Raw genomic sequence first — 22,397 nt, forward strand, 5'->3', positions numbered from 1 at the left:
TGTGCAACTGCTGTGAGACTGTGGGTGCTATTGCGCTCAGTACGGGCAGCGCAACACCAAGCCTGGGAGACCTTCACACCAATGACGACCCCCTACGACCCTGCCCAAAATCAGCCGCCCGCCACCCAGCAGCCGATGCCACCGACCGCGCAATTCCCGCAGGTGCCCGCCGGGCAGTACCCTCCGCCCGCCGGCCAGTTTCCTGCGCAGCCCGGCCAGACCCCGCCGCCCGGCGGCTGGCACAACGTCGCGTCGGCGCCCGCCGCCCGCAAGCGCCCCGCCTGGCTGGTCCCGACCCTCATCGGCGTCGGCGCCATGGTGGCGCTGTGCTGCGGCATGGGCGCCGTCGGCGCCATGTTCGGCGACTCGAAGCCTGGGAGCGTGTCGGCGAGCGAGCCTCCGGCGGTAGCCAAGCCTGCGGACGCGACGACCACGGTGCCCGCCACGACCGCCCCCGCCACGACCGCTGCCGCTCCGGCGCCGGCGAGGACCACCGCGGCCCCGGCTCCAGCGAAGCCGAGGACCTTCGGCATCGGCGACAAGGTGCGCGGCGGTGACTTCGAGTTCGCCGTCAAGAGCGAGAAGTGTGGGATCTCCCAGGTCGGCACCCAGTTCCTGAACACCAAGGCGCAGGGCACCTTCTGCAAGGTCAGCGTGACCGTCAAAAACGTCACCAAGAACGCGCACACCTTCCACGCCGACGGGACTCTCACCGCACAGGACGCCAGCGGCCGGGAGTACGAGGCCGACGGGGAGGCCGGGATCTACGGCAACAGCGACGGGCAGGGCTTCCTCGACGAGATCAACCCGGGCAACTCGGTGACCGCGAACGTCTACTTCGACGTGCCGAAGGGCACCAAGCTGAAGACGATCACGTTCGACGCTGGCCTGTTCACCCTCGCCGAGGACGCCGTCGTCACTCTCTGACAGTGATGATGTAGGAGCGGGTCACCCGGCCGGTCTGGCTCGCTCGCTGACTGGCGATGCTGCCTTCCGGCGGAGTCGTCGGTCTGTCCGAGTGACCCGTTCCTGCAACCACTGGCCGGACGTTCGTCAAGCTGGCAGGAGCCTGCGCAAGAGGTCCCGTCACTGTCCTGTCCGTTCGGGCCGGCGGTGCGTGCCGATCCTGTTCGGTGCAAGCGAGAGGGACGACGGTTCAGCATGGCAGCCAAAGAGCGTCAGGTCGCAGGTGGAGTCGACAGTCACGGGAAGACTCATCACGCCGCCATAGTCGGTGAGGCGGGCAGGGTTCTCGGGGATCAAGGATCCCGCGCGACCACGGCGGGCTACCAGCAGTTGCTGGCCTGGCTACGGGGTTGCGGCAGTGTGATCAAGGTCGCCGTGGATGGCAACTGCACCCACGGCGCCGGTCTCGCCCGCTACCTACCTCACCGCCGATGTGTCGCCCTGGTTCCGGCCGACCCGCATCGGGGCTACCGCTACCTCCCGCCGAGGACCCACAGCTCGCGGTCCAGTTGGGCTGGCAATCGCAAGCGCTGCCGCCCGCTTGGTGCTCGATCGTGCTGCCGCCAGCTACCCCGCAGCAGTGGGCCGCACAGGTTGCGGAAGCCAACGCGAGGGCAGGAGTTTCGCCCGCAGACTGGGTGTCAAATCGGGAGCCGCCGGTCGACCGGCGGAAACAGCATTTGTTGACCTTCGCGCGTGCATTGCGGATCCTCGCGGTGCTCATCTGCCCCGCGCCAGCGCAACACCCGGCGGTACGCCAAACCCTGCAGCCGCTCGGAGACGACATCGCCAAGATCCTCGCTCCGGGCTTACCAAACTCCTCGCCGATTGGCGAAGGGACCGCGACAGCTAACCGACCGAGTAGCGAAGGCGTGTATCGCTCCAGACCGAGCACGGACGCCGTCCGGTTTGCTCACGCGCGTTGAATGGATCCCGTGATCGTATGGCTCAACGGCACCCACGGCGCGGGCAAGACGACGACCAGCGCCTTTGTACAGCAACTGATCCCGGATTCCCGGGTGTTCGACGCCGAGAAGGTCGGCGAAACACTCATGGACATTACGCCAGGGCTGCCCAAGACGGACAACTTCCAGCACTGGCCGCCGTGGCGGCAGCTCGTCGTCGAGACCGCCCGCAGCGTGCTCGACTACACCGGCGGCACTCTGGTGATGCCCATGACAGTCCTGGTCGAGCAGTACTGGCGCGAAATCAGCACGGGCCTCGCCCACCATGCCATCCCGCTAAGGCACTTCGTCCTCCACTCGGACCAACACACCCTCCGCGCGCGTATCGAGACGGAACACCCCGTCCCCTCCCCGTTCCGCCTCAAGTACCTCCAGCCCTACGCCGAGACGGCCCGCACGTGGCTGCATGCCGAGGCCGAGGTCGTCGACACCACGCACCTCACGCCCGCCCAAGCCGCACTGCAGATCGCCCTCCGAGTCACCGGGGAAGGCTCAGCCGGCGGCGGAGGCGCAAGCCCTCGCTGAGCTGGTTCGCCCGACTGTGACCGCCGAGGCCATGACTCGGCCGGCGCGTCCCGGAAATCGCGGCGAGTTGCGGGTTGCCTACGGACCCGGCGGGGGCTGTCCGTGGCTGCAGCACGCCTGTCGTCACTCGATTCGTCGTCGCAGCGCCGCTCGACAGTGCAGGCGTTTCGAGCGGCGCGGCCGGGGATCGAGCTCCGGTTAAGTCCAATCACCTTCACTCCCAAAGATTGCCGATGAACGATACCCTCGGTAGGCGGCATGTAACTCGTCGATTTCACCGGCTACCCAGCAGGAACATCGCAAGGGGGACCCGTGACCGGACCAGTCTGGGAGCACCTCGACCCGTTCGCCTTCAACGACGGCGTGTTCTACGTGCCGGCCACGGTCGAGCTGCAGCCGCGACTTGCGCTCTGGGGTCACCCCGACCAACCCGATCTTCGCGAACAGCTGGCCAACGACCGCCCCCACGGCATCCGCGGCGAAAAGCTGCTCTGCCTGCTCTGCATGCGCTACCAGGCCCAAAAAGGACTCCCCCGCGCACCGGTCTGGCTGACCTTCGTCGAAGGGCGGCACGGTCCCATGTTCCGACACGAGGACGGCCGCTCGCCGCACCCGGAACACCAGCCCGAGACCGACACCCACAAGGCGCTCAAAGAGCGCAAGGCCCGCACGTGGGGATCCGTCGGCGGCACCGTAGAGGTCGAGGTGTGGCGGCCACGCGCCCGCCGCCGACCGGACATCCTGGCCATCGGTCCGGTCCTGACGGTGGCCGGGGAGATCCAGCACTCCAAGGAGACCCCTAGGACCATCCGGGCCCGGCAACGAGCGCTTCGCAAGGCCGGAGACCGGGTGGTGTGGACCACCGACCGCGGCGCCGGCGACATCGCGTTCCTGCACTCGGTGCCACACCTGTCCGTACCGGCCCACGACGACCACCGCTTGTACCTATCCGAGACCCGGCTAGAGATCGGCGCGGGCGCCATCACGTTCGAGACGCAACGGTGCGGCTGGGCGGACCTCTGGACTGGCACCACCCGGTGCCCGGTCACCCGCAAGGTCATGCCGTGCGGCCGACTGCACCTGTACCCGACGCTGAACCCGCACAGCTACAGCCGGCAGAAGGCCGCCACGACCGCCATGTTCCCCTGCGGTCCACGCCCTCACCTGGACCACCTGCTGGAAGGCATCCTGCACGGGACTTGGCTGCCCTACCGACACCGCGACCGCGTCAGTTGGATCCCCGCCGACGCGCACACTACGGTTACGGCCGAACGCGGAGGGACCGTCGACCTGGCCGAGGCCGGCAGCGTCAGGCGCCGCGACGAGCCTGTGGAACGCGCCTGCGAGCGGCGGTACGGTGCGGTCGGCGTGCAGGCCGAGGCGCCCGAGGTGGAGAGTCTGCCCTTGTGCTGCGGCGACAAGCCGCCCGGTCGGTCCGGTCAGCCGCTGGTTCTCGCCTGCCAACTCTGCCGCAACTCGCCTACCTACTACCGGCGGGACGAACTCGGCGGGGCGCGGTCCGGAGCCGACCTGTGATCAGGGCTCGCCAGAGTCGGAAAGGTTCGGCAGGGTAAACGGCGACGTCTGCGAGTAGGCCTCCGCGCTGCCGCATGCGACCCGCTTTTCACAGACATGCCACCTCGCGCCTTTCCTCCGGCAGCCGCCGGAGGCGACTCGCGGCCGTTCCCGCCACCACGCTGATCGCCACCCTCGTACGGCCTCGCCTACCTGCGCACCCTGCAGGGGTGAGGGAGAGATGTCGGCACCAAGTGTGGAGCCGACGACGATCCGGCTATCCAATGGCCCGACGGTCACCACGTGTGGGCGCAAGAAGGAGCTCTCATCCGTCCACCACGGTCAGGAGCGATACCGCTTGGCGCATGGTCGCAGAAGTTCACGATGATCATCCAGTTATCCACAGCACCTGAGTTGTCCACAGATGGCGCCGCGACGGGTTGATTGGTCGAACCACCCCTGTTGAAGTACCTCCTCGGGGACGACGGGACGTCCCCTCGACTGGCGAGGGAGAGCAGCCATGAGCCGGGGTGGACGCGGCCGATCACGACGCACGGACCGGCAGGGCCCACCAGACCACCTCCCTGGCGTCATCGGTCGCGTCGGCGCGGTGGCAGCTCTCATTGCGGCTGTTGCCGGGCTGCTGACGGCCGCGGCCACGCTGATGGTGAATCGCTGATGCCCGCGGTCGAGGCATGGCTTCTCGGCGGACCGGCCGACGGCCGGCTCACCCCCATCGAGGTCGACGAGAACGGGTTCCTCCCGCAGGTCATCATCCTGCCGCAGACCGGTGCCTATATCGGTGCCCGTGACCACCCCAGCCCACCCGTGCAGCATCGCTATGTCCGTTGCGCCGACGAGGACGACCCGCCCATATTCCGGTACGACAGGCCCCTCCTTCACGGCCAGTGACTCCTCAAGGCAAGCAATAGGCCGGGTAAAGGCTGGCCCTCGAACGCCTACCGCTACGCAGAGGCTCAGCTTGGCAAACCCGCCACCCCACACCGACTGGTGATCGAACACTTGTACGATGCCTTGGTGGAGGACGTGGCGGGACGCTGGTGGAACGGCATCTGGGGGCGCTTGGGCCGCCGGGATGTGTGGCTGACCCGTGAGGTTCGGTGGAAGGTCGTCGCCCGCGCGGGCGACAGCGAGAATGGCCGGGTGCTGCGCTGGGAGTTCGACACTGAGGCAGACGCCCTGGTGATGGTCAAGCGCCTCCTCGCCGCTGACGCGGGCGGCCAGTGGCGCAAGCAGGCCGGCGACTGCGCGGCGTCTCCACCACAGCAGGCATAGTCCGGTCGGTGGTGCGTTCTGGAGGACGCCCCGCTGGCCGAGTGGTTGTGTCAGGAGCTGCAGGTGTTGAGCATGCTTTGCAGGGCGCCCTTCTCGGAGGACTGCAGGGTGAGGCTCCAGTTGTACTTCACGGTGATCCACATTTTGCTGTAGGTGCAGCGGTAGGACGACAGGGACGGCTGCCAGGTGGAGGGGTCCTGGTCGCCCTTGGATTGGTTGACGTTGTCCGTCACCGCGATCAGCTGGGGGCGGGTGAGGTCGTTGGCGAAGCTCTGCCGACGGCTGGTGGTCCAGGAGTTGGTTCCGGAGCGCCATGCTTCCGCGAGGGGCACGACGTGGTCGATGTCGACGTCGGAGGCGGCCGTCCAGGTGGCTCCGTCGTAGGGGCTGTACCAGCGGCCCGAAGTGGCCGCGCAGGAGCTGTCGACCACGACGGAGGTGCCGTCGCGCTTGAGGACCTGCTCGCGGGTGTTGCAACTACCGCTGATCGTGATCCAGTGCGGGAACAGGTCCCGCGAGTAACCGGCCGTCGAGCCCTGGGCGGCCACGGTCAGGGCGTTGAGCTGCGACTGCGCCGTCGCCTTCGACGGGATCGCGGGAGGCGTGGCCGACGCGGGTTGCGCGCTGACGCCGACCAGGCCGGCGCCCGCGAGCGCGGCGAGGACGACTGCGGCGGCGTGGCGGGTGACGCGTGGGAAACGGGCTGAGACTTGGGTTATCCGCATGGGGGCCTCCTCGGCACTGGGTGGACGGCAACCGTCCCTGACGATCATGTCGATCGAAAGGCATGTTTGTGAAGAGGCGAGGAGGTAGCTACGAAACTTCAAGAGAGCCGAGCGTGGCCGGCACTGGGTCACGAGCCGGGCAGGACCACCCGATGCTGGCCCGCTATTCGGCCCCGTTGCGCCCCGCCATCGAGCTTTGACATCTTCCAGCGGCCACCCCGCGCGCCCCTCAACCATGAGGGAGGAGGTGGGCAAGGATCGTATTCACGGTCGAGGGCGTGTTTGCGGTGACTCCGGCCGGCCGGCGTGCCAGCACGACCGCAGGGCTGCATCCGCCGCTCACGCCGATGCTGGCGAAGGCCGTCGATGCCGTCCCCCAGGCGTCTGATCCGGCCTACGAGCCGAAGTGGGACGGCTGGCGCGCACTGGCCTTCCGCCACCCCGACGGCATGTACTTGCAGGCCCGAGCCGCCGCCAGGAACATCCTCGCCGTCGGGCTGGCGGAGAGGTGAAACACCTGTGGAGGGCCGGTAAGACCCGACCCGCGCAAGCGGTGAAGGCGCGGCCCGGTGAAACAGGAACCCCCTCGGGTGACCGAGGGAATCCCCGCCCCTCAGGGCGGTGGAGGATGTCAACTCGAATGCCACCTCCACAGTTGGCGGCACGTATCTCTCATCGTCAGTGCCCGGGTACGTCAACCCGGCCGCGGCCGTCCTCGGACTGATCACCGCCGTGTGCGGGATCCTGGCCGTCACGACGGCGAAGCGCGCCCAACTGCCGGTCGCGTAAACGTACGAGCACTCCACCCGCGACCGAGCTCGACCGTCGCGAGCTTGTCCCGCACGTCAAAAGATATCTTCGGCCCTCTATTGCTGCGCAGCCAGAACGAGTGGTAGGCAGTTCGGAGCAGGTTGATCACCAACCGACCCGGGAGGCGGCGATGATCGTTGCCGTACCCAGGCCGACCGGCCACCACCCCGCCACCAACCAGCCCTCCGACGGCGTCGCCGCGTCCAGCCACCCAGACGCACGGCGGTCGGCACCGCGACCACGTCTGTCCGGTAGGGATCGACCGGCCAGTGTTCGGATCCTGTGACCGGATCAGCGCACCGACGCATCGGGACACGGGTGGCGGGCGCCGCAGCCGCGACGGCGTTCCCGATCACTGGCCAGGGGTCGGGGCTTGCCCGTGGCGCCAGCGAGCGCTGGTGGGGCGCCCTTCGGGCGCGCCCCCCACCGCGCCGATCGCGCACGATCCCTTTGACCCCCCCGAGAAAGGTGGACCACCTCATGAACCACCACCAGACCGAAGGGCTGAGCCGGCGCCGCATGCTGGGCGGAGCAGCCGGCCTGGCCGCTGGAGCCGCGACCGTCGCGGCGGGGCTGCCGTCCGGCGCCGCCGCCGCTCCCGCTCAGACCGGGCGCGACGTCGCCCGCTGGCGCAAGCAAGCGGCGCACGTGACGATCACCCGCGATGACTGGGGTATCCCCCACGTGGTGGGCAAGGCCGACGCCGACGCGGTGTTCGGGATGATGTACGCCCAGGCCGAGGACGACTTCAACCGGATCGAAAGAAACTATCTGGTGAGCCTCGGCCGCCTCGCCGAGGCCGAGGGCGAGAGTGCGATCTGGCAGGACCTCCGCCAGCGGCTGTACGTCGACCCCGAGGTGCTGAAGAGGGACTACGCGTACAGCCCGTCCTGGCTGCGCAAGCTGATGCAGGCCTGGGCCGACGGGTTGAACTACTACCTCGCGACACACCCCGAGGTGCAGCCACGTGTGATCAGCCGGTTCGAGCCGTGGATGCCGCTGAGCTTCTCCGAAGGCAGCATCGGTGGCGACATCGAGCGGGTGCCGCTCACCCAGCTCGAAGCCTTCTACAGCAAGCGAACGGTGCCGATGACCGATGAGGAGCGGGGGCTGCTGTTCCGCGAGCCCAGCGGCTCGAATGGCATGGCGATCGCGCCGAGCCACACCCGGAACGGCCACGCTCTGCTGCTGATCAACCCGCACACCAGCTTCTTCTTCCGCTCGGAGCAGCACGTGACGAGCCGGGAAGGGCTCAACGCCTATGGCGCGGCCACCTGGGGGCAGTTCTTCATCTACCAGGGCTTCAACCCGAACACAGGGTGGATGCACACGTCGAGCGGCGTCGACAACGTCGACGAGTTCGCCGAGACGATCGTGACCAGGCCGGATGGCCGACACTCCTACCGCTACGGCAACGCCCTGCGGCCGGTGACGACGAAGACGATCATGCTGTCGTATCGCACGGCGGATGGCGGGCGGGCTCGCCGCAGCTTCACCACCTTCGCCACGCACCACGGTCCGATCGTCCGAGAGGCGGACGGCAAGTGGATCGCGTTCGCGCTGATGAACAAGCCCGTCGAGGCGCTGCAGCAGAGCTTCCTGCGCACCAAGACGCGGGACTACGCGGACTTCATGCAGGTAGCGGGCCTCAAGGCCAACAGCTCGAACAACACGCTCTTCGCGGACTCCAAGGGTGAGACCGCCTTCCTGGTGCCGCAGTTCATGCCGGTCCGCGACGATCGCTTCGACTACCGCAAGCCCGTCGATGGCAGCGACCCGGCGACCGACTGGCGCGGACTGCACAGCCTCAGGAGCCTCCCGCAGGCGGTGAATCCGAAAAACGGCTGGGCCTTCAACACGAACAACTGGCCCTGGACCGCGGCCGGCCCGGACAGCCCCGACGCCGACGACTATCCGCGCTACTTCGACCAGGCCGGTGAAAATCCACGGGGACCGCAGGCGATCCGGGTGCTCAGCGCGCGGAACGACTTCACCCCGCAGACGCTCATCGCGGCCGCCTTCGACACCTACCTCACCGCCTTCGCCCGGCTCGTGCCCGGGCTGATCGCAGCGTGGGACAAGCTGCCCGAGGGCAACGAGCAGAAGGCGACGCTCGCCGGCCCGGTCGGCGTGCTGCGCGGCTGGGACTACCGCTGGAGCGCGCAATCGACCGCGACGTCGCTGGCCGTGTTCTGGGGCGAGGCACTCTGGGCCCCCCTGGCGCAGGCGGCGCGAGACGCGGGCATGTCGATGTGGGACTACCTGGCCGAGCGCGCCACCGACGCGCAGCGGCTCACGGCGCTCGAAGCGGCAGCGGAGCGGCTGACGCAGGATTTCGGCAGCTGGCAGGTGCCCTGGGGCGAGATCAACCGCTTCCAGCGCAACGACGGCGCGATCGTCCAGACGTTCGACGACGCCAAGCCGAGCAGCCCGGTGCCCTTCACCTCCGCGCAGTGGGGCTCGCTCGCCTCGTTCGGGGCGAGGCGCTACCCGGGAACGAAGCGCTACTACGGCACCAGCGGCAACAGCTTCGTGGCGGTCGTGGAGTTTGGGCCGAGGCTGCGCGCCTGGGCCGTGACGGCGGGGGGCGCGAGCGGCCACCCAGACTCGCCGCACTTCAACGACCAGGTGGAACGCTACGCGAGCGGCAACCTCCGGCCCGTCTACTTCTATCCCGACGACCTCGAGGGCCATATCGAGCGAAGCTACAAACCGGGCAGGTGATGAGTCGCCGAAGGGGACCTCATCGGCGGGGCGCTCCTCGAGATCGGGAACGCTGACACCGACGTAGGACAGTTCGTCGGCGCCGTCGCGTGCCCAGGCCGGGCATCCGCTCGGTGCACGCCTCGGCGTCGGCGCTGGCCCTCGCCAGCCTGTCATCCCCCGATACGCCGTCTGGGGGGGAAACTTGTCCGCGGTCGCACGCCCTCGTGGACTCTACATTTCAGGTCACGGGCCCCCCATCCGCGGCCGGTCCGAGGGAGACCGCCGTCGCACCTACCTGCGCCTGCGACCGACGTAGCGCCGCTCCGGCCGGGCCCTCTGGGCGGGATGGCCGCCTGCGGCACCGGTCAGGCTAAGACGGGTATCCCCGTCGACATCTGCGTGTGGAGTGATCATCACACGCTCGGCATGGTGACCTTCATCGGTTTCGCGAAGACGGATGACCCGCATGGTGTGTTCGGCCAGATCCGCGCAGAGCTGGAGCAGCCAGCGCGGTGACTTGACCTCAAGCTCGAATGAGGTCCGAGTCTCCGCTATAGGAGGTAAGGCAGCTCATCCTGGTGGGGCGTGTTCGATCCAAGCTCCGGCGATCATCGACCAGACATGCATCAGGTCCAAGCCTCCATTAGGGGCGAAGGTGGAGAGCACCAACACCACGCAGCAATTGGCGGGCCGAGGCAACCATCTGCGACGGCACCGGTGACCATAAGGGTCACTATGGTGTCTACTGCGGCCTCAGCTCTGCGGGTTCCCTGACTCTATAGAGAAGCAGGGGGCCTGACGAGCGCAGCCAGGCGGATCCCAAACTAAGACGTGGTGCCGGCGCGGTCCTGGTCGGCCATCGCGGCGGCCAACGACGGACGTACCGGCAGGTAAAGATCCTTGCCGTCGTGCCGGACTATGAAAATCCGGTCGAGGTAGTCGCACTCGTCCGGCTCGGGCTCGTGCTCAGCAAACCACGCCGCGGCGTCGGTAATGGTTCCTGGAACCCAGAGCAGGTCGGCCGGGTAGCGGGTCACTTCGCTCCGGGAGTCGTAGTGGCGCAATTCGGGGTCACTCACGCACTCGTCGGGATTGAAGACAGCACGCAGGATGACACATTCCCACGGGCGGTCGTCGGGGTCGACGAATCCGGCGAAGGCGTCGGCGGCGATGACGGTGCACGACTCGCTCCCGTCGGTTGGCCAAGCCATCACGACGACCTCGCGGCGCAGCGGTGCCGGGTACAGCCGTCTGGGGTGGGTAAGCCCCATAGCTGGTTGATGATCTCGGCCAGATCGCGAAGTGTGCACGCTGCCTCCACGGGACCGGTGAGGGGCCATCCTCGCCTCAGCCGGCGTCTCCAGCGTCGGCGACGGCATGTTCCTCGCCGCCGTCCCGCTCACCGCCGCCGCCCTCACCCGCAACCCCACCGCCGTCGCAGCCGTCACCGCGATCGGCTACCTCCCGTGGGTGCTGATCGCACCGTTCGCCGGCGCCCTGGTCGAGCGGTGGCCATACCGGGCCACCGTGCTGACCGCCGACATCACCCGGGCGGTCGCCGTCGCCGGCCTCGCCGCTGCGGTGGCCCTGGACGTGGCCACCGTCTGGGTCCTCGCCGTCATCGCCGCCGTGGTCGTGACCGGGCAGGTGTTCCACGACATTGCCCTCCAGGCCGCCGTCGCCGAACTGGCTGATCGTGACCCCGAGACCCTCCATCAGGTCAACGGCCGCATGTTCTCGCTCGACACCGCCGGTAAGAGCCTGATCGGCCCGCCGGCCGGCGCCGCCGCGTTCACCGCCGCCCGGGTGGTCCCCTACGCGGTCGACGCGGCCAGCTTCGCCGCCAACGCTGCTCTGCTGACCCGGCTTCCCCGTGGCCTCCGAGCCAGCGGGGACCATACCGCGCCGATTGGCCGCGCCGTGAACGACGGCCTGCTGTGGCTGGCCCGGCACCGCAGGCTGCGAACCCTAGCCCTGCTGGCCGCCGCCGCGAACCTCGCCTACAACTGCGCGTGGGCGGTGTTCGTGCTCTACGCCACCGACCAGGACGGCCTGGCCGTGACCGACACGGGTTTCGGTCTGCTGATCGCGGCCCTCGCCACCGGCGGTGTCGTCATCGGCCCGCTCGCCGCCCGCATCACCCGCCGGGTCGGCGCCGAACGGGCCCTCGTCATCGGGGTGGCCGCGCACGCCGCCGCCTGGCCCATCATCGCTACCACCGGCAGCCCTTGGGTCGCCGCTCCGCTGCTCGCCGCGATCGGTGCGTGCCAGACCCTCATCACCACGGTCAACGCCGGCTTGCGGCAGCTGCTCGTACCCGCGGCCATGCTCGGTCGGGTCATCGCCGGATTCCGCACTGTCGCCAACAGCGCATCCCCCGCTGGCGCAGTCCTGGGCGGGCTCATCGCGGCCGGTGCCGGCCTGCGGGCGCCGATGGTCGCTGGAGGCGTCATCCTCGCCGTGGCGGTGGCATGCGCGCTTCCTGCCCTGCTCCGGAGCGCTGCCAACGACTGATCAACAACTGTTCGGACGGTGGGTACCGTGACGTAGGGATGGTCCCCCACATCGTCCTTTTGCCGGAAGTCCGGCGACTGTCTATAGTGCGCAGCACGGCCCTCAGATGAAGGTTCCTCCCTCAAGGGAGGGGTCTGATTCTTGGAGGAGTCCCGTATGTCGCCGACCACCCGCGCACTGTCGTTCGCCCTCGTCTTCGTGACCGCGCTGCTGGTCGCCAGCTGGACCGGGTTCCTCGTCTGGCTCAACACCCACAAGCCGGTCGACGCGATCCTCCAGTCCGGCGTTGCCTTCGCCGGCACCGTCGGCTTGAGCCTGGCCATCTGGGCGGCCTACCGGCAGAAGTGACCTCGCGCTGGGCCCTGCGCCGTAGCGGCGCGGGCAACCGTTGCTGCCCGCGCCTCCACCACCGGTCCTACTGGGCTGCGCGGGCCCGGTCGACATCGCGCTTACTCATCCCGAACAGCGCGTTGGGGCCGCTTGGACCCTTCCACGGGTACCCGGCCATCAGCGCAGCGGCGATCAACTCGCCGTTGGTGACGTACCGGCCCGTCGCGCTCTCCACCACGTGCTTCATGCCGTAGCTGCCGACCGTCGGGGTCTTCACCGGTGCGATGTTCGTCCGGAGCCACCCACGGATCCGCAGCACGATGTCCTCCCGCGCCCGCAGCTGCTCCCGCCCATCGGCCACCTCCTGCACCCGCTGCTCGACGGGAGTACCGAAGTACGCCCCGAACCCGAACCGCTGCAACGTCGGGTGAGCCTCCATCACCTCCGCCAGCGTCAACGCCGGGCCGAGCTCCACCGCCGGACGGGCGGCCGGAGTCGCCGGCACCGGACGGCGCTGGGCCGGCAGCGGCGGCTCACCGCGGCGTCGCCGGCAGGTGGCGTGGTCACAGTCCTGGCCGGTGGGCACCGAACGGACCGTCAACCGGCGCAACGCGCCGGCCCCGTCGAGCTTCGCGACTATGCCGTCCAGGTGCTCTGCCTTCGTGACGTAGAACGTGCCGAAGGCCAGCCACAACCCGCGCTGCTCGGGTGGCCCCTCCTGGAGGGCGCCCGCTACGGACCTGGCAAGGTCGTCCAGCGCCCACCACCGGTCGCCCTGGCTGATGTTGACGGCGATCAGCGGCCCATGCTCGGCCACGAGCTTCGCCCAAAATCGGCAGGTGATCGGCCGGTTCCAGCTGGCCATCGGCGGCAGCACCGTCACCTTGTCCGTCGCGGGCGGTAGCGGCTCGCTGGGTTGCGGCACCTGCCACCGGGCAGCGGTGTACGAGCCGCCCGTGGCGGCCTGCTGCAAACGGATCTCAACCTTGCGACGTCGGTTCCTGGTCATCGTGAGCTCCATCACGCGAGACGCCACGTCACATCTCGCCATGGGTGCAGTGACCTACGTCGAGTGAGATGCGCGATTCGGAGAACCTACGGCCTCGGCGCGCCGATGGGGACGTGGCCCACGACGCTCGGGTCTGGCAGGCGCTACTGCCGGCCATCACTCTACCCGTCGGGCGGCGAAGCCGACGCTCCACACAGGTCACCCTTGCAACGTCGAGTGCGCGGGTGCGGTATGTGGTCTGCGGTGATGGTGCGGTGGCTCGGCGTCTGGTCATCAAACTGGCGGGCCGCTTCGGTGTCGCGGGTACCGTGGTCGCACCGCGAAGGGGAAGCAGGTGCTGCACTTGGACGGGTTGCCCCGATCCTGTGTCCGTGCAGGACTACGCTTGGAGCGTTGGTCGATATCTGAGGCCAGTGTGACTTCGGTGCGATGCCTGCCAGAATGACACGATGGCTGACGACGCGGGTGTCGCGACGCTTCGTGAGGTCGTGACCCGGGCCGCCCGCGCGATCGCTGACGGAGGCACTCACGCCAAGCTCGACGAGGACCTGGCCGAGGCTGGACTCCCGCCATCGACAGGCGGCGAGACCAAAGCCCAGCGTGGCGCAAGCAGCGCCGCAGCGGTCCCGGACGAGCGACTCCGGGAGGTCGCCATCGGTCTGGTCGAACGGAACACCGGCCTACACATGATCGACCGCATGACGATCCAGGATCTCGTGTGGGCCGACGAGCATCCTCCTCCGATCCCGAAGCGGACACGACGTGACCTCGCCCGGGCCCTGCCGGGGCAGATCCTGGTCGATCACGCCCAGCGATTCCACAACCTCCTGGCCACGCTATTTGACCTTCGCCACAGCGGCATCTCTTTCGGCTTCGAGGACACCAGTCTCAGCGGGCACATCGAACGGCACTTCTACCGCAACGACGACTGGACCGTCGAGCAGCTGTTCGACGAGCTGGATGCGGTCGATCACGCATCTGACCGCAGATTCGCCCTCTTCCTCGAAGGCATGGTGTCCGGCGAGACCGTGCCGGACGAAGACGCCCAACGCCAACTGGTCGACACGATCAATCCGCGGCTGGCCGCCATCGGGCTGGAGCTTCGGGAGACAGGCAACACCGACCGCTACCCGACTTTCCACCTGGTGGCCACCGGATCCAGGACCGGCCGACCCAAGCAGCTCATCTTCGCGTCCCCGAAGAAGCCCGATCTACGGCTCATCGACGTCATCGACAGTGACGTCGAGGTCGTGGATCCCACCGGGGAGATTCTCGTCTACGACCGGCCCATCAGCCCTTCGGGCCTACGCTGGCGCGACCTGCAAAGTTGGTGGTCGGACACCCGCCGGATCAACAATGATCACCACGCCAAGCGGGAGCTGTACCAGCGGCTCGGCAGCAGCGTGCCCCGGGCTCCCCGCAACAGCTGCTCCTGTTCAAGCTCTACCACGACATCTACCGGGCCGCCCTCCAAGACCTTCCCGCCCTCCTACCCGAGGTGTGGCGCCACTGGGACCCGAGAACAATCAAGACCTGCGGCAAATACGCGCTGGTGCAGTTCCGCATGGACTTCCTGCTGCTAGCACCAGCCGGCGCCCGAATCGTGTTGGAAGTCGACGGCCAAACGCACTACGCAAGCGAACAAGCACCTCCCGACGGCCAGCGACGCTGGCTCCCAGATGGCAACGAGTACGCCCGTACCGTGGCCGCCAACCGCGACCTCACCCTCGCCGGCTACGAGGTCTATCGGTTCGGCACGACCGAACTCCACGACGAAGACCAGGCACGCCCCCTAGTCACGGCCTTCTTCAACAGTCTCTTCCGCAGGCACCACATCGCCCTACCGAGGTAGACGAAACAGGCCCGCGCGGGCCACTTGCAGAGATCCCGCCGGCCTTTCGCCCCAGAGGGCCGATCAACTCTTCACGTCGTGCTCGCCGCGTTCCGAAGCCGGATCGAGTACGGCTCGGGCACAGCGACCGGTTTACGCGTTGCCACCTCATGGGCAGAGGTCACTGACCCTCAGGCCCAGGCCACGGCATCAGGAGTCGAGCCGCAAGCGCTGCTGGATCTCGAGGACGGTGGCACCGTAGGGCGACATATACCTCTCCGGCGCCAACGAGCTCAAGCCGCAGGCGCGAAAGAAGGCTATGTGCTCGCTGACATCGTCCGCGCGGCGCTCCTGAGGCATGAGAACCAGGAACGACAGGCCCGCAGCGTGGGCACCCTCGGCAACGCGGCGCATAAGAGCGCGACCGGCGCCCTTGCGCTGACCCTCGGGCGCCACCGCGATGGCGAAGATGTAGGCGTGGTTGTCACCGTGGCCGGACGGCACAGTGGACCCGTAGTCGCCGTAGCTGAAGTCAGCGATGACACCGCCAATGACCTTGTGGACGCGATCGACGCCCGACTCCACGGCCACCCAGCACTGCCGACCCTCAGGGCCACAACCAAGTTCCGCAGCGCTCAGGATGTCCGCCAGCGCCTCCAGGTCGGCCGGGGTCGGCTGTCGCACCTCGATCACCCGGCCACCGTACCGAATCCCCCCGACTTTGCTCTTCGGCTGAAGCAGCTTGCCAGCTGGACCAGTCACCTTCCTGACACCCCGGCATCCGGTCAGCCGATCACCGCCGCCGATCAGCCCCGGCACACTCGCGTAGGTGAAGCCCCTGAAGCCCCTGAAGCCCCTGAAGCCCGCGCAGACGCTCGCACTCACCGCCGCCGCAGTCGTTGGCCTGGTCATCTGCGGGGCAAGCATCGGCGATGACAAACCGGCCGCCCAGAGTCAGCCTCAGCTGTCCGCGTCGGCTCAGGTGCAGCGCATCACCGCCACGAACGCCAGCACCAACAGCCCTGTGGCGATGCCGCAGCCCACCGCCGTCGCCATCGCGCCCACCAAGACGGCCTCGGCCCGCAAGCCGGCACCCGAGCCGCCGCGCGCCAGCAGCGCGCCCGAAACGCCGTACTACAACAGCTGCGACGCGGTACGAGACGCCGGAACCGAGCCCCTCTACCCGGGTGAGCCCGGCTTCCGACCCGAACTGGACCGGGACGGGGACGGGGAGGCGTGCGAACCGGACGGCGGCAACGGCGACACCGGCCCGGCCGCGGACGGCGACGTGTACTACGCCAACTGCACGGAGGTTCGGCAGGCAGGCGCCGACCCGATCCGCAAGGGCGACCCAGGCTGCTCGCGAAAACTGGACCGAGACGGCGACGGCATCGGCTGCGAGTAGCGCCAGGTCGCGACCAAGCCCCGACCTCACAGGATGTTGGGGCTGCCTTCTATCCGGCGCCCGTCGATCGACTAATTCCCAGCAACCGATCACAGCAACACGCCTGTACGACCGATTTTCGGGCTTCAGATCAAGGAACCCGCAGGTCAGCAGCCTGCGGTGGAAGGATACACCGTTTAGGAAGGCGAGTGAGCTAAGCCGCCTACTATGGCCCCTACCTGCGCGTTGGCGCAGCTGTACCCGTCTTGGCCGCTCAGGGTGAGCGCGGTGGTGTTGCGATCCTCGCCCGGTCCGGGGACCGGGCGCGGCAGCTCGTGAACAGCCGGCATTTAGGTCAATCACGGGACCTTGAACGCGCTGCTGCACGGCCTGCGCCTCCAGACCCCGAAGCTGGTCTGATCGACCCGAAGGTCGAGCTGAAGACGGCCCTGCACGCCGACTGATCGGCTCACGACGTGGCGCCGGGCAACTGAAACAGCAGTCGCAGGCTGTGCCCGGCCACCTGATAGTGGGTGAGGCCGCCCGGCGCCAGCGGGTTCGGCAGGACGTGGACCCGGTGCCGCTCGGGTTCGAGGGCGTGGGTGACGAAGAGGATCCAGTACTCCTCGTGCGGTTCGAGGCTCTGGGCGGTGCGTACCTCCGACTCACCGAGAGTGATCTGGGCGGCCGCCTCCTTGGTGGCCTTGACCTCGATCAGCAGCCGCCGGTCGCCTAGCGGGACCTCGAAGTCGTAGCCGAGCGTGTCGTCGGCCCGGCCGTCGGGGAAGCGGCTGCGGCGGTTAGCGGAGACCCAGGTGACCTCGGGTGGCAACCGGAAGTGGTGCTCGATCCACTCGCCGGCAATCAGCTCGCCGGCAAGCCCGATTCGGGCGGTCACCTCGGGTGGTGCCGAGGTGACCTGCCAACCGGAGCCGCCGCGGGCGCGGCCGGAGGATGGTGCGGGCAGCGGCATGGGCGGCAGGGCCGCGGGCAGCGGCTGGGTGTTCAAAACCTCGGGGGGTACGGAACCCCGCACCGCGTCGATGAAAGCCTGCGTCTCCTCGGCCTCCTGGCCGTACTTGCGGCCCCCGTAGACGGTGGTCACCGAGTTGCGGTGGCGCACTACCGAGGCCTGCTGCAATCGCTCCCCGGCTAGGGTCAGGTCCTGTTCGGAGAGCTTAAGCCGGGCGGGCGCGGTGGTAAGGGGCATCGCCGCCGGCCACTGCCCGTGCTCGGCGAGCCAGGTGATCACGTCGTCCTGGCCGATCCGTTTGAAGTCTAGCGCTCCGGCCTCGGCCATCTCCGACGCGACCGTCTCCGGGTTGCCCGGGCGGCCGGTGGCCGGCTCCGGCGATCGGTGCGACCACGCCTCCACCACCAGCCGGGCGCTGGTCACCGCCCGGACGGCGACCCGGCGGCCGTGCTCGCGCAGCGTGTCGACCGGCGGCAGCCCGCTCTCCTCCGCTGACGCGGGCGGCGCACCCTCGTCGAGCCAGGCATCGACCCGCTCGTGCATCACCTCCTCAGGCAGCTCCCAGTAGTGGTCGAGCCATCTCTCGTCGGCAGTCAGACCCCGTAGGTCGCGCAGGCTCAGGTAGCCGGTCAACGGCTCGCCCCGCCGGGCGACCGGGAGGAAGCGGTCCCTCAGCTGGTCCAAGATGGCCGCCCGGTACTGCTGCCGGAACGCCTCAAATTGCCGGGCGTGCCCGCCCCGGCGGTGCAGCGGCGGCAGTCCGCAGAGCCGGAAGGCCAGGTTGGCCTTCTCCAGCGAGACGCCAAGCTCGGTGATCGCGGCGAGCGGGTCGTTACGGTCGGCAAGGGCGAGCACCCGGTCGGCGTCCACTCCGGTAGCGGCGAGCCAGGCGCGCAACTCGTCGCGCCCGCCGAAGCCGTCACTGTGTTCCCGCAGTTCCTGGGCCACATCCAGATCGACGCAGGCGAGCACGGCAACGACGGCGGAATGGTCGGCGTACCGGGTGACGGCTCCGGCGACGGCCGCCTCCAGATCACATGGCGGCACCCGCAGGACGGCCGCGATGTCGGCGATCACCGGGGTCGCCTCGCCGCAGCGCTGGCGCAGGTCGACGAGCGCGAGCCGCAGCGACGGCTCCAACTGCGGGTCACCGGCCAGCTCGGCGAGGGCGCCGCTCGCCGCCTGGAGGACCGTCCACCGGTCCGGTTCGAGGGCGAGAACCACCATGCGCGGGTGGTCGCCGTTGTCGAGCAGGAAAGACAGGGCGCCGGAGTCACCGGCGGCGATCCGGTGCGGACCGATGTGCGCGACGACCGAGGTGGCGGTGGCGAGCCGACAGCGGGACAGTGCCCGGTCGACGTTAACCAGGCGCTGGACGGTGACGGCCCGGAACGAGCTCTGCTGAAGCTCCAGGCAGCCGAGCACAAGAGTGGGCAGCCAGTCGCCGCCGAAAGCACCGAGATCACGAAACGGCAGGTCCGCGGCGGGCACGCCGTCCCCGATGACGTCGACGGCGACCTCGGAGGTGGGCACGAGCCGGTTCGGGCCGGTCCCCAGGAGACGACGGCGGACCCGTTCGGCGAGCGGCCGGGACCGGATCGCCAGCATCGCGACCGGAGTCTGCTGGAGCAGGCGTTCCTTGGCGGCACCCTTCTCGTCGCAGACGTAGACCGGTTCGCCCTCGGCCCGCAGGTCCGCGACCTCCAGCCGGGACTGCCGGGTGACCAGCATGCTCCCGGGCGGCTCGGCGCCCTCGGCGATCTCGTTCCAGGCCTCCTCGTAGGCCTTGCGCACGCCCGGGTTCACCGCCGTGTGCCCGTCGACAAGGCCAGTCAGCTCGTCCAGGCGGCTGCGGGCGCTCGCCGGGTCGTCCCAGAAGCGGACTCCGGCCCTTCGCAGCCGCTCCAGCACGCGCGGGGTAGCCAGGCTCCGCAGCGCGTGCGGCTGGGCGCGCAGATAGTCGGGGGTCGCCTCGTCCCGGACCCACCACGCGTCCGCCGGGACGGCCAGGGTGACTTGGCTGCGCTGGCCGGGCGTGGTCTGCGGGATCCAGTCCGCAGTGGCCAGGAACGAGGAGACGAAAGTCGGCCAGGCCGCCCTGCTGCTGTCGGTGGCCCGTTCGAAAAAGATCTCCAGGACGGAGTCGGGCCAGACCTCAAGCCCGCGCAGGATCAACTCGGCGTAGATCCGCCGGGCCTCAGGGCTGAAGGACAGCCAATCGCCCTGTCCTGGTAGGACCGCGACATCGGTGGCGGGCCGGTAGCGGACCGTCCGTGATTGAGGCAGCCACCGTTTCCACCCGGCGGCCACCTCACGCCAGGTGCATTTGTCGGCGGCCGGAAGATCGACTCCGGGCAGGGGTGCCGCGGCCGGGTTCGCCACCTGTTCGCCGCGCAGTTCGAAGACCCGTTTCGGGTAGTACAGGGGTGTGAGCCCGTGGCTTACCCCGGCCGCTTCCAGGAATTCGCGCCACGCGTCCGGATCGCCGACTTTCAGGTGGGTCGGGGTCGTGCACGCCTCCGCGACTCGGGCGAGGTCGCCGGAGACCTCGGCGGCCGCGGCGAGCAGTCTGGCGAGCTGGGCGTCCGTGTCGGCGGTGGGGCCGCCCCAGCCGGCGCCGAAAGTGGCGGTCTGGGCTTTCCGCCAGCCGGCAGCAGTCGGAACCAGCAGGTTCGCGACGCGCACCACGCTCGGGCTGACCTCCCGGGTGGCCCGGTGCCAGACGTCGAAGGCGAAGGCCAGGCACTCCCGCAGGGCTCCGTGGTCGTCCGGCTCGAGGGCTCGCATGGCGGCGCCGATCACGTCGAGGACCGTCTCGGTGTGGTACTCGCGGACCAGTCTCCGGTTCTCCAACCACTCCCGGCCCGGGCGGCGTGGCCGTTCCGATACGCGCCAGATCCCAGGCAGCAGGAAGGCCAGGCGGGCATGGACGGCGGCGGGTGGTGCTGCGGCTTCGCCGTTCGGGCGTACGAAAACCCGCAGCTCGTCGGTGACCGGCAGCAACCGTCTCCGCTCGCCGATCAGGACCCGCCGCCCTCGCAGTTGTTCCGGGAAGTCGCGCAGCTCGGCGGCCAGGTCGTCGTAGAAGCCCGCCCACACCGCCGGGTTCGCGTCGTCCAGGGCCAGGTCGGCGGCCACCGCCTCGGCCCAGGCGGCGAGCTCCGCCGAGGTGGCCGTGAGCCGCAGGCCGAGGTGCCGGGCAAGCGTCTCGGCGCGCTTGGTCCGCACCGGGCCCAGGGAGCTGTCGGCGAGCGCGACACCGGTGGCCGCCACGGCCTCCGCGCTGATCGTGGTGCCCTTGCCGCGCCACAGCTTGACCCCGTCGAGCGGCACCCGCTCATCCACAACCCCTAGAGCCGGGACCAGCGGCACGCCGGTGAGCGGTACCTCGTCCTCGCCGAAGGCCGCCACCAGCCGGGGCAGCGCCGCTTGCTGCCAGCAGGCCAGGTCGAGCGAAACCCCACCAGGCAGCGCGGAACCGCCACGAACTGCGTCCGCGCACAGGGCCGCGACCTGGCTCAGCAGCATGTCGTTCAGCGGCACCGCCGCGTTCATGCTCTTGCGGTCGAGCTGGGCGAAGAAGGGCGCGTTGACGAAGGCCGGCAGCGGCGCCGCCTCCTCCATCGGCAGGAAGGTGTAGAACCGGCCCTGGTCCAGGGGTTCGCCGAGCGGGACGGCGACGCACACCTCGGCGTCGCCCTCCCAGCGGGCCCAGCGGGAGTTGAGGCGGCTGCTCTCGATCGCGGTCCGCATAGCGGCCTCTGAAACCGGGCGGCGCAGCAGCAGGAAGGTCCTGCCGTCCTGGAGCCGGATCTCCTCGGTCCTGTCGCCGACCGGCCGAGACGTCCTGGTCAGCGCCTCGACCGATTCGGCGCCGTCAGCGGCTCGCGTTCGCACCGTAATCCGCTCGACCCGTTCTAAGAAGAGGTTGAACGGAACCGCAGTCGACCAGACCTGCCTCAGCTGCTCGCGGGTCTGCTCCAGCGCGACGGCCGAGCGCAGGACCAAGCGGACCACGGTCGCGTACCCGGCCGTCTCGAACTCGCCGACCCGCTCCGGAAGGCCGTCCAGCGGTACGGTCACCGTCATCTGCGACACGTTGGCCCGCAGCTCATCGGCCAGGCCGGCACGTTCCGGGGCCACCCGAGCGGCGAGCTCGCCGAAGTCGGACGGCTGGGCGAAGCGAAAGCAAAAGCCGTCGAAGGAGGGCGATCCGGCGGTGGCTCGGCTGTAGACCTCGGGACTCTCCGACAGCTGGAGGACGCTCTTGAACCCGACGCCCTTGTTGCCGATGCCCTGGTCGGGCCGCTTGGGGCTCATCGCGATCCGGCACATGCCCCGAAAGTCCTGCGGCGCAACCGGGCCGCCGCCATTCGCGACGTAGAGCACCCCGTGCTCGGCCTCGTCCTCCGCCAGCAGGAACTCCAGCCGCCCGGTCCGGACCTCGCGCGGATGGGCGTCGTGGCCGTTCTGGAGCAGCTCAATGATCGTCCGGCCGTCGTAGTCGGCCGCGATAATCCCCTCAATGAACTCCTTCTGCTGCCGAGTCATCGGCTGATCCGCCCGTTCGCCGTCCAGATACATCTGGGCGACGCCGTCGGCCTGACGCCGGATCTGCTGCCGGAACTCATTCACTGGCACAGAGTGCCACGCGCTCATGTGTCGGCGTAGCGCCGACGGTTGCCACAGCCTGCCAGTGCGAGGGCCGGAGCAGCGGCGGCGCTGGTTGCCGCACGTCCCCCACGCCAGCTGGGGATGGCACACCGCCGCCGTGACAAAGGAGAGCGCCCGATGAGCCCCACGACGCTGACCTGGATCGAGACTTCAGGGCGGGCGGCGACCGCCGGG

18 protein-coding genes are annotated in these 22,397 nt (G+C 69.1%); 13 read left to right on the top strand and 5 right to left on the bottom strand.

The features are described from left to right. Positions 1–81: 81 nt before the first annotated feature. The 5 genes from M8C17_RS01330 to M8C17_RS01350 all read left to right on the top strand — a co-directional run bounded on the left by M8C17_RS01330 (position 82) and on the right by M8C17_RS01350 (position 5,267). On the top strand, positions 82–927 hold the full coding sequence (locus tag M8C17_RS01330; protein ID WP_252414265.1) for a DUF4352 domain-containing protein: 846 nt from the start codon (positions 82–84) through the stop codon (positions 925–927). A 965-nt stretch (positions 928–1,892) separates the two neighbouring features. Beyond that, positions 1,893–2,456 (top strand): AAA family ATPase, encoded by a 564-nt coding sequence (locus M8C17_RS01335; RefSeq protein WP_252414266.1) that lies wholly within the window; start codon positions 1,893–1,895, stop codon positions 2,454–2,456. A gap of 312 nt (positions 2,457–2,768) precedes the next feature. Further along, entirely contained in the window at positions 2,769–3,992 is a 1,224-nt protein-coding gene (locus M8C17_RS01340; RefSeq protein WP_252414267.1) for a hypothetical protein, read from the top strand. Positions 3,993–4,649: 657 nt separating this feature from the next. Then, complete coding sequence (locus M8C17_RS01345) at positions 4,650–4,883, top strand: hypothetical protein (protein WP_252414268.1); 234 nt, start codon at positions 4,650–4,652, stop codon at positions 4,881–4,883. Positions 4,884–5,009: 126 nt separating this feature from the next. Beyond that, positions 5,010–5,267 (top strand): hypothetical protein, encoded by a 258-nt coding sequence (locus M8C17_RS01350; RefSeq protein WP_252414269.1) that lies wholly within the window; start codon positions 5,010–5,012, stop codon positions 5,265–5,267. A 50-nt stretch (positions 5,268–5,317) separates the two neighbouring features. On the opposite strand, the gene M8C17_RS01355 is transcribed toward M8C17_RS01350, so the two are convergent. Further along, positions 5,318–5,992, bottom strand: coding sequence for a DUF1524 domain-containing protein (locus M8C17_RS01355; protein WP_252414270.1), 675 nt, complete (start codon positions 5,990–5,992; stop codon positions 5,318–5,320). Between the two features lie 278 nt (positions 5,993–6,270). Between M8C17_RS01355 and M8C17_RS01360 the strand changes: the two genes are divergently transcribed. From M8C17_RS01360 to M8C17_RS01370, 3 genes are all read left to right on the top strand, one after another. Further along, the gene (locus M8C17_RS01360) at positions 6,271–6,504 is read left to right on the top strand and encodes a hypothetical protein (protein ID WP_252414271.1); all 234 of its coding nucleotides are present in this window, start codon (positions 6,271–6,273) and stop codon (positions 6,502–6,504) included. A gap of 778 nt (positions 6,505–7,282) precedes the next feature. After that, complete coding sequence (locus M8C17_RS01365; protein WP_252414273.1) at positions 7,283–9,526, top strand: penicillin acylase family protein; 2,244 nt, start codon at positions 7,283–7,285, stop codon at positions 9,524–9,526. 327 nt (positions 9,527–9,853) lie between these two features. Then, complete coding sequence (locus M8C17_RS01370) at positions 9,854–10,024, top strand: hypothetical protein (protein WP_252414274.1); 171 nt, start codon at positions 9,854–9,856, stop codon at positions 10,022–10,024. A gap of 308 nt (positions 10,025–10,332) precedes the next feature. Here M8C17_RS01370 and M8C17_RS01375 read toward each other — a convergent pair whose 3' ends face one another. Further along, entirely contained in the window at positions 10,333–10,779 is a 447-nt protein-coding gene (locus M8C17_RS01375) for a hypothetical protein (protein WP_252414276.1), read from the bottom strand. Positions 10,780–10,846: 67 nt separating this feature from the next. Between M8C17_RS01375 and M8C17_RS01380 the strand changes: the two genes are divergently transcribed. Further along, positions 10,847–12,022, top strand: coding sequence for an MFS transporter (locus tag M8C17_RS01380; protein WP_308209357.1), 1,176 nt, complete (start codon positions 10,847–10,849; stop codon positions 12,020–12,022). Between the two features lie 156 nt (positions 12,023–12,178). Beyond that, on the top strand, positions 12,179–12,370 hold the full coding sequence (locus tag M8C17_RS01385) for a hypothetical protein (RefSeq protein WP_145796000.1): 192 nt from the start codon (positions 12,179–12,181) through the stop codon (positions 12,368–12,370). A gap of 67 nt (positions 12,371–12,437) precedes the next feature. Here the strand turns inward: M8C17_RS01385 and M8C17_RS01390 are convergent, their stop codons facing one another. Then, positions 12,438–13,361, bottom strand: coding sequence for a hypothetical protein (locus tag M8C17_RS01390; RefSeq protein ID WP_252414280.1), 924 nt, complete (start codon positions 13,359–13,361; stop codon positions 12,438–12,440). 449 nt (positions 13,362–13,810) lie between these two features. Between M8C17_RS01390 and M8C17_RS01395 the strand changes: the two genes are divergently transcribed. Next, positions 13,811–14,944 (top strand): hypothetical protein, encoded by a 1,134-nt coding sequence (locus M8C17_RS01395; protein WP_252414281.1) that lies wholly within the window; start codon positions 13,811–13,813, stop codon positions 14,942–14,944. Continuing rightward, positions 14,926–15,213 carry a hypothetical protein gene (locus M8C17_RS01400; protein ID WP_252414283.1) on the top strand — a complete coding sequence of 96 codons (288 nt, stop codon included), beginning with the start codon at positions 14,926–14,928 and terminating at the stop codon, positions 15,211–15,213. The genes M8C17_RS01395 and M8C17_RS01400 overlap by 19 nt, the downstream gene beginning before the upstream one ends. A 189-nt stretch (positions 15,214–15,402) precedes the next feature. On the opposite strand, the gene M8C17_RS01405 is transcribed toward M8C17_RS01400, so the two are convergent. Next, the gene (locus tag M8C17_RS01405; protein ID WP_252414285.1) at positions 15,403–15,885 is read right to left on the bottom strand and encodes a GNAT family N-acetyltransferase; all 483 of its coding nucleotides are present in this window, start codon (positions 15,883–15,885) and stop codon (positions 15,403–15,405) included. A 136-nt stretch (positions 15,886–16,021) separates the two neighbouring features. On the opposite strand from M8C17_RS01405, the gene M8C17_RS01410 reads away from it, so the two are divergent. Continuing rightward, the gene (locus M8C17_RS01410; protein WP_252414287.1) at positions 16,022–16,597 is read left to right on the top strand and encodes an excalibur calcium-binding domain-containing protein; all 576 of its coding nucleotides are present in this window, start codon (positions 16,022–16,024) and stop codon (positions 16,595–16,597) included. A gap of 448 nt (positions 16,598–17,045) precedes the next feature. Here the strand turns inward: M8C17_RS01410 and M8C17_RS32085 are convergent, their stop codons facing one another. Next, positions 17,046–22,184 (bottom strand): sacsin N-terminal ATP-binding-like domain-containing protein, encoded by a 5,139-nt coding sequence (locus M8C17_RS32085; RefSeq protein WP_252414288.1) that lies wholly within the window; start codon positions 22,182–22,184, stop codon positions 17,046–17,048. Between the last annotated feature and the right edge of the window lie 213 nt (positions 22,185–22,397).

It is taken from the genome of Micromonospora sp. RHAY321, from assembly GCF_023896955.1.
Lineage (GTDB): Bacteria > Actinomycetota > Actinomycetes > Mycobacteriales > Micromonosporaceae > Micromonospora.

Bases quoted from the DNA above. Each gene is read 5' to 3' on its own strand.
- M8C17_RS01400 (WP_252414283.1), top strand. From the start codon at position 14,926: ATGGACTTCCTGCTGCTAGCACCAGCCGGCGCCCGAATCGTGTTGGAA.
- M8C17_RS01355 (WP_252414270.1), bottom strand. From the start codon at position 5,992: ATGCGGATAACCCAAGTCTCAGCCCGTTTCCCACGCGTCACCCGCCAC.
- M8C17_RS01390 (WP_252414280.1), bottom strand. From the start codon at position 13,361: ATGACCAGGAACCGACGTCGCAAGGTTGAGATCCGTTTGCAGCAGGCC.
- M8C17_RS01395 (WP_252414281.1), top strand. From the start codon at position 13,811: ATGGCTGACGACGCGGGTGTCGCGACGCTTCGTGAGGTCGTGACCCGG.
- M8C17_RS01365 (WP_252414273.1), top strand. From the start codon at position 7,283: ATGAACCACCACCAGACCGAAGGGCTGAGCCGGCGCCGCATGCTGGGC.
- M8C17_RS01335 (WP_252414266.1), top strand. From the start codon at position 1,893: ATGGATCCCGTGATCGTATGGCTCAACGGCACCCACGGCGCGGGCAAG.
- M8C17_RS01385 (WP_145796000.1), top strand. From the start codon at position 12,179: ATGTCGCCGACCACCCGCGCACTGTCGTTCGCCCTCGTCTTCGTGACC.
- M8C17_RS01345 (WP_252414268.1), top strand. From the start codon at position 4,650: ATGCCCGCGGTCGAGGCATGGCTTCTCGGCGGACCGGCCGACGGCCGG.
- M8C17_RS01370 (WP_252414274.1), top strand. From the start codon at position 9,854: ATGGCCGCCTGCGGCACCGGTCAGGCTAAGACGGGTATCCCCGTCGAC.
- M8C17_RS01330 (WP_252414265.1), top strand. From the start codon at position 82: ATGACGACCCCCTACGACCCTGCCCAAAATCAGCCGCCCGCCACCCAG.
- M8C17_RS01375 (WP_252414276.1), bottom strand. From the start codon at position 10,779: ATGGGGCTTACCCACCCCAGACGGCTGTACCCGGCACCGCTGCGCCGC.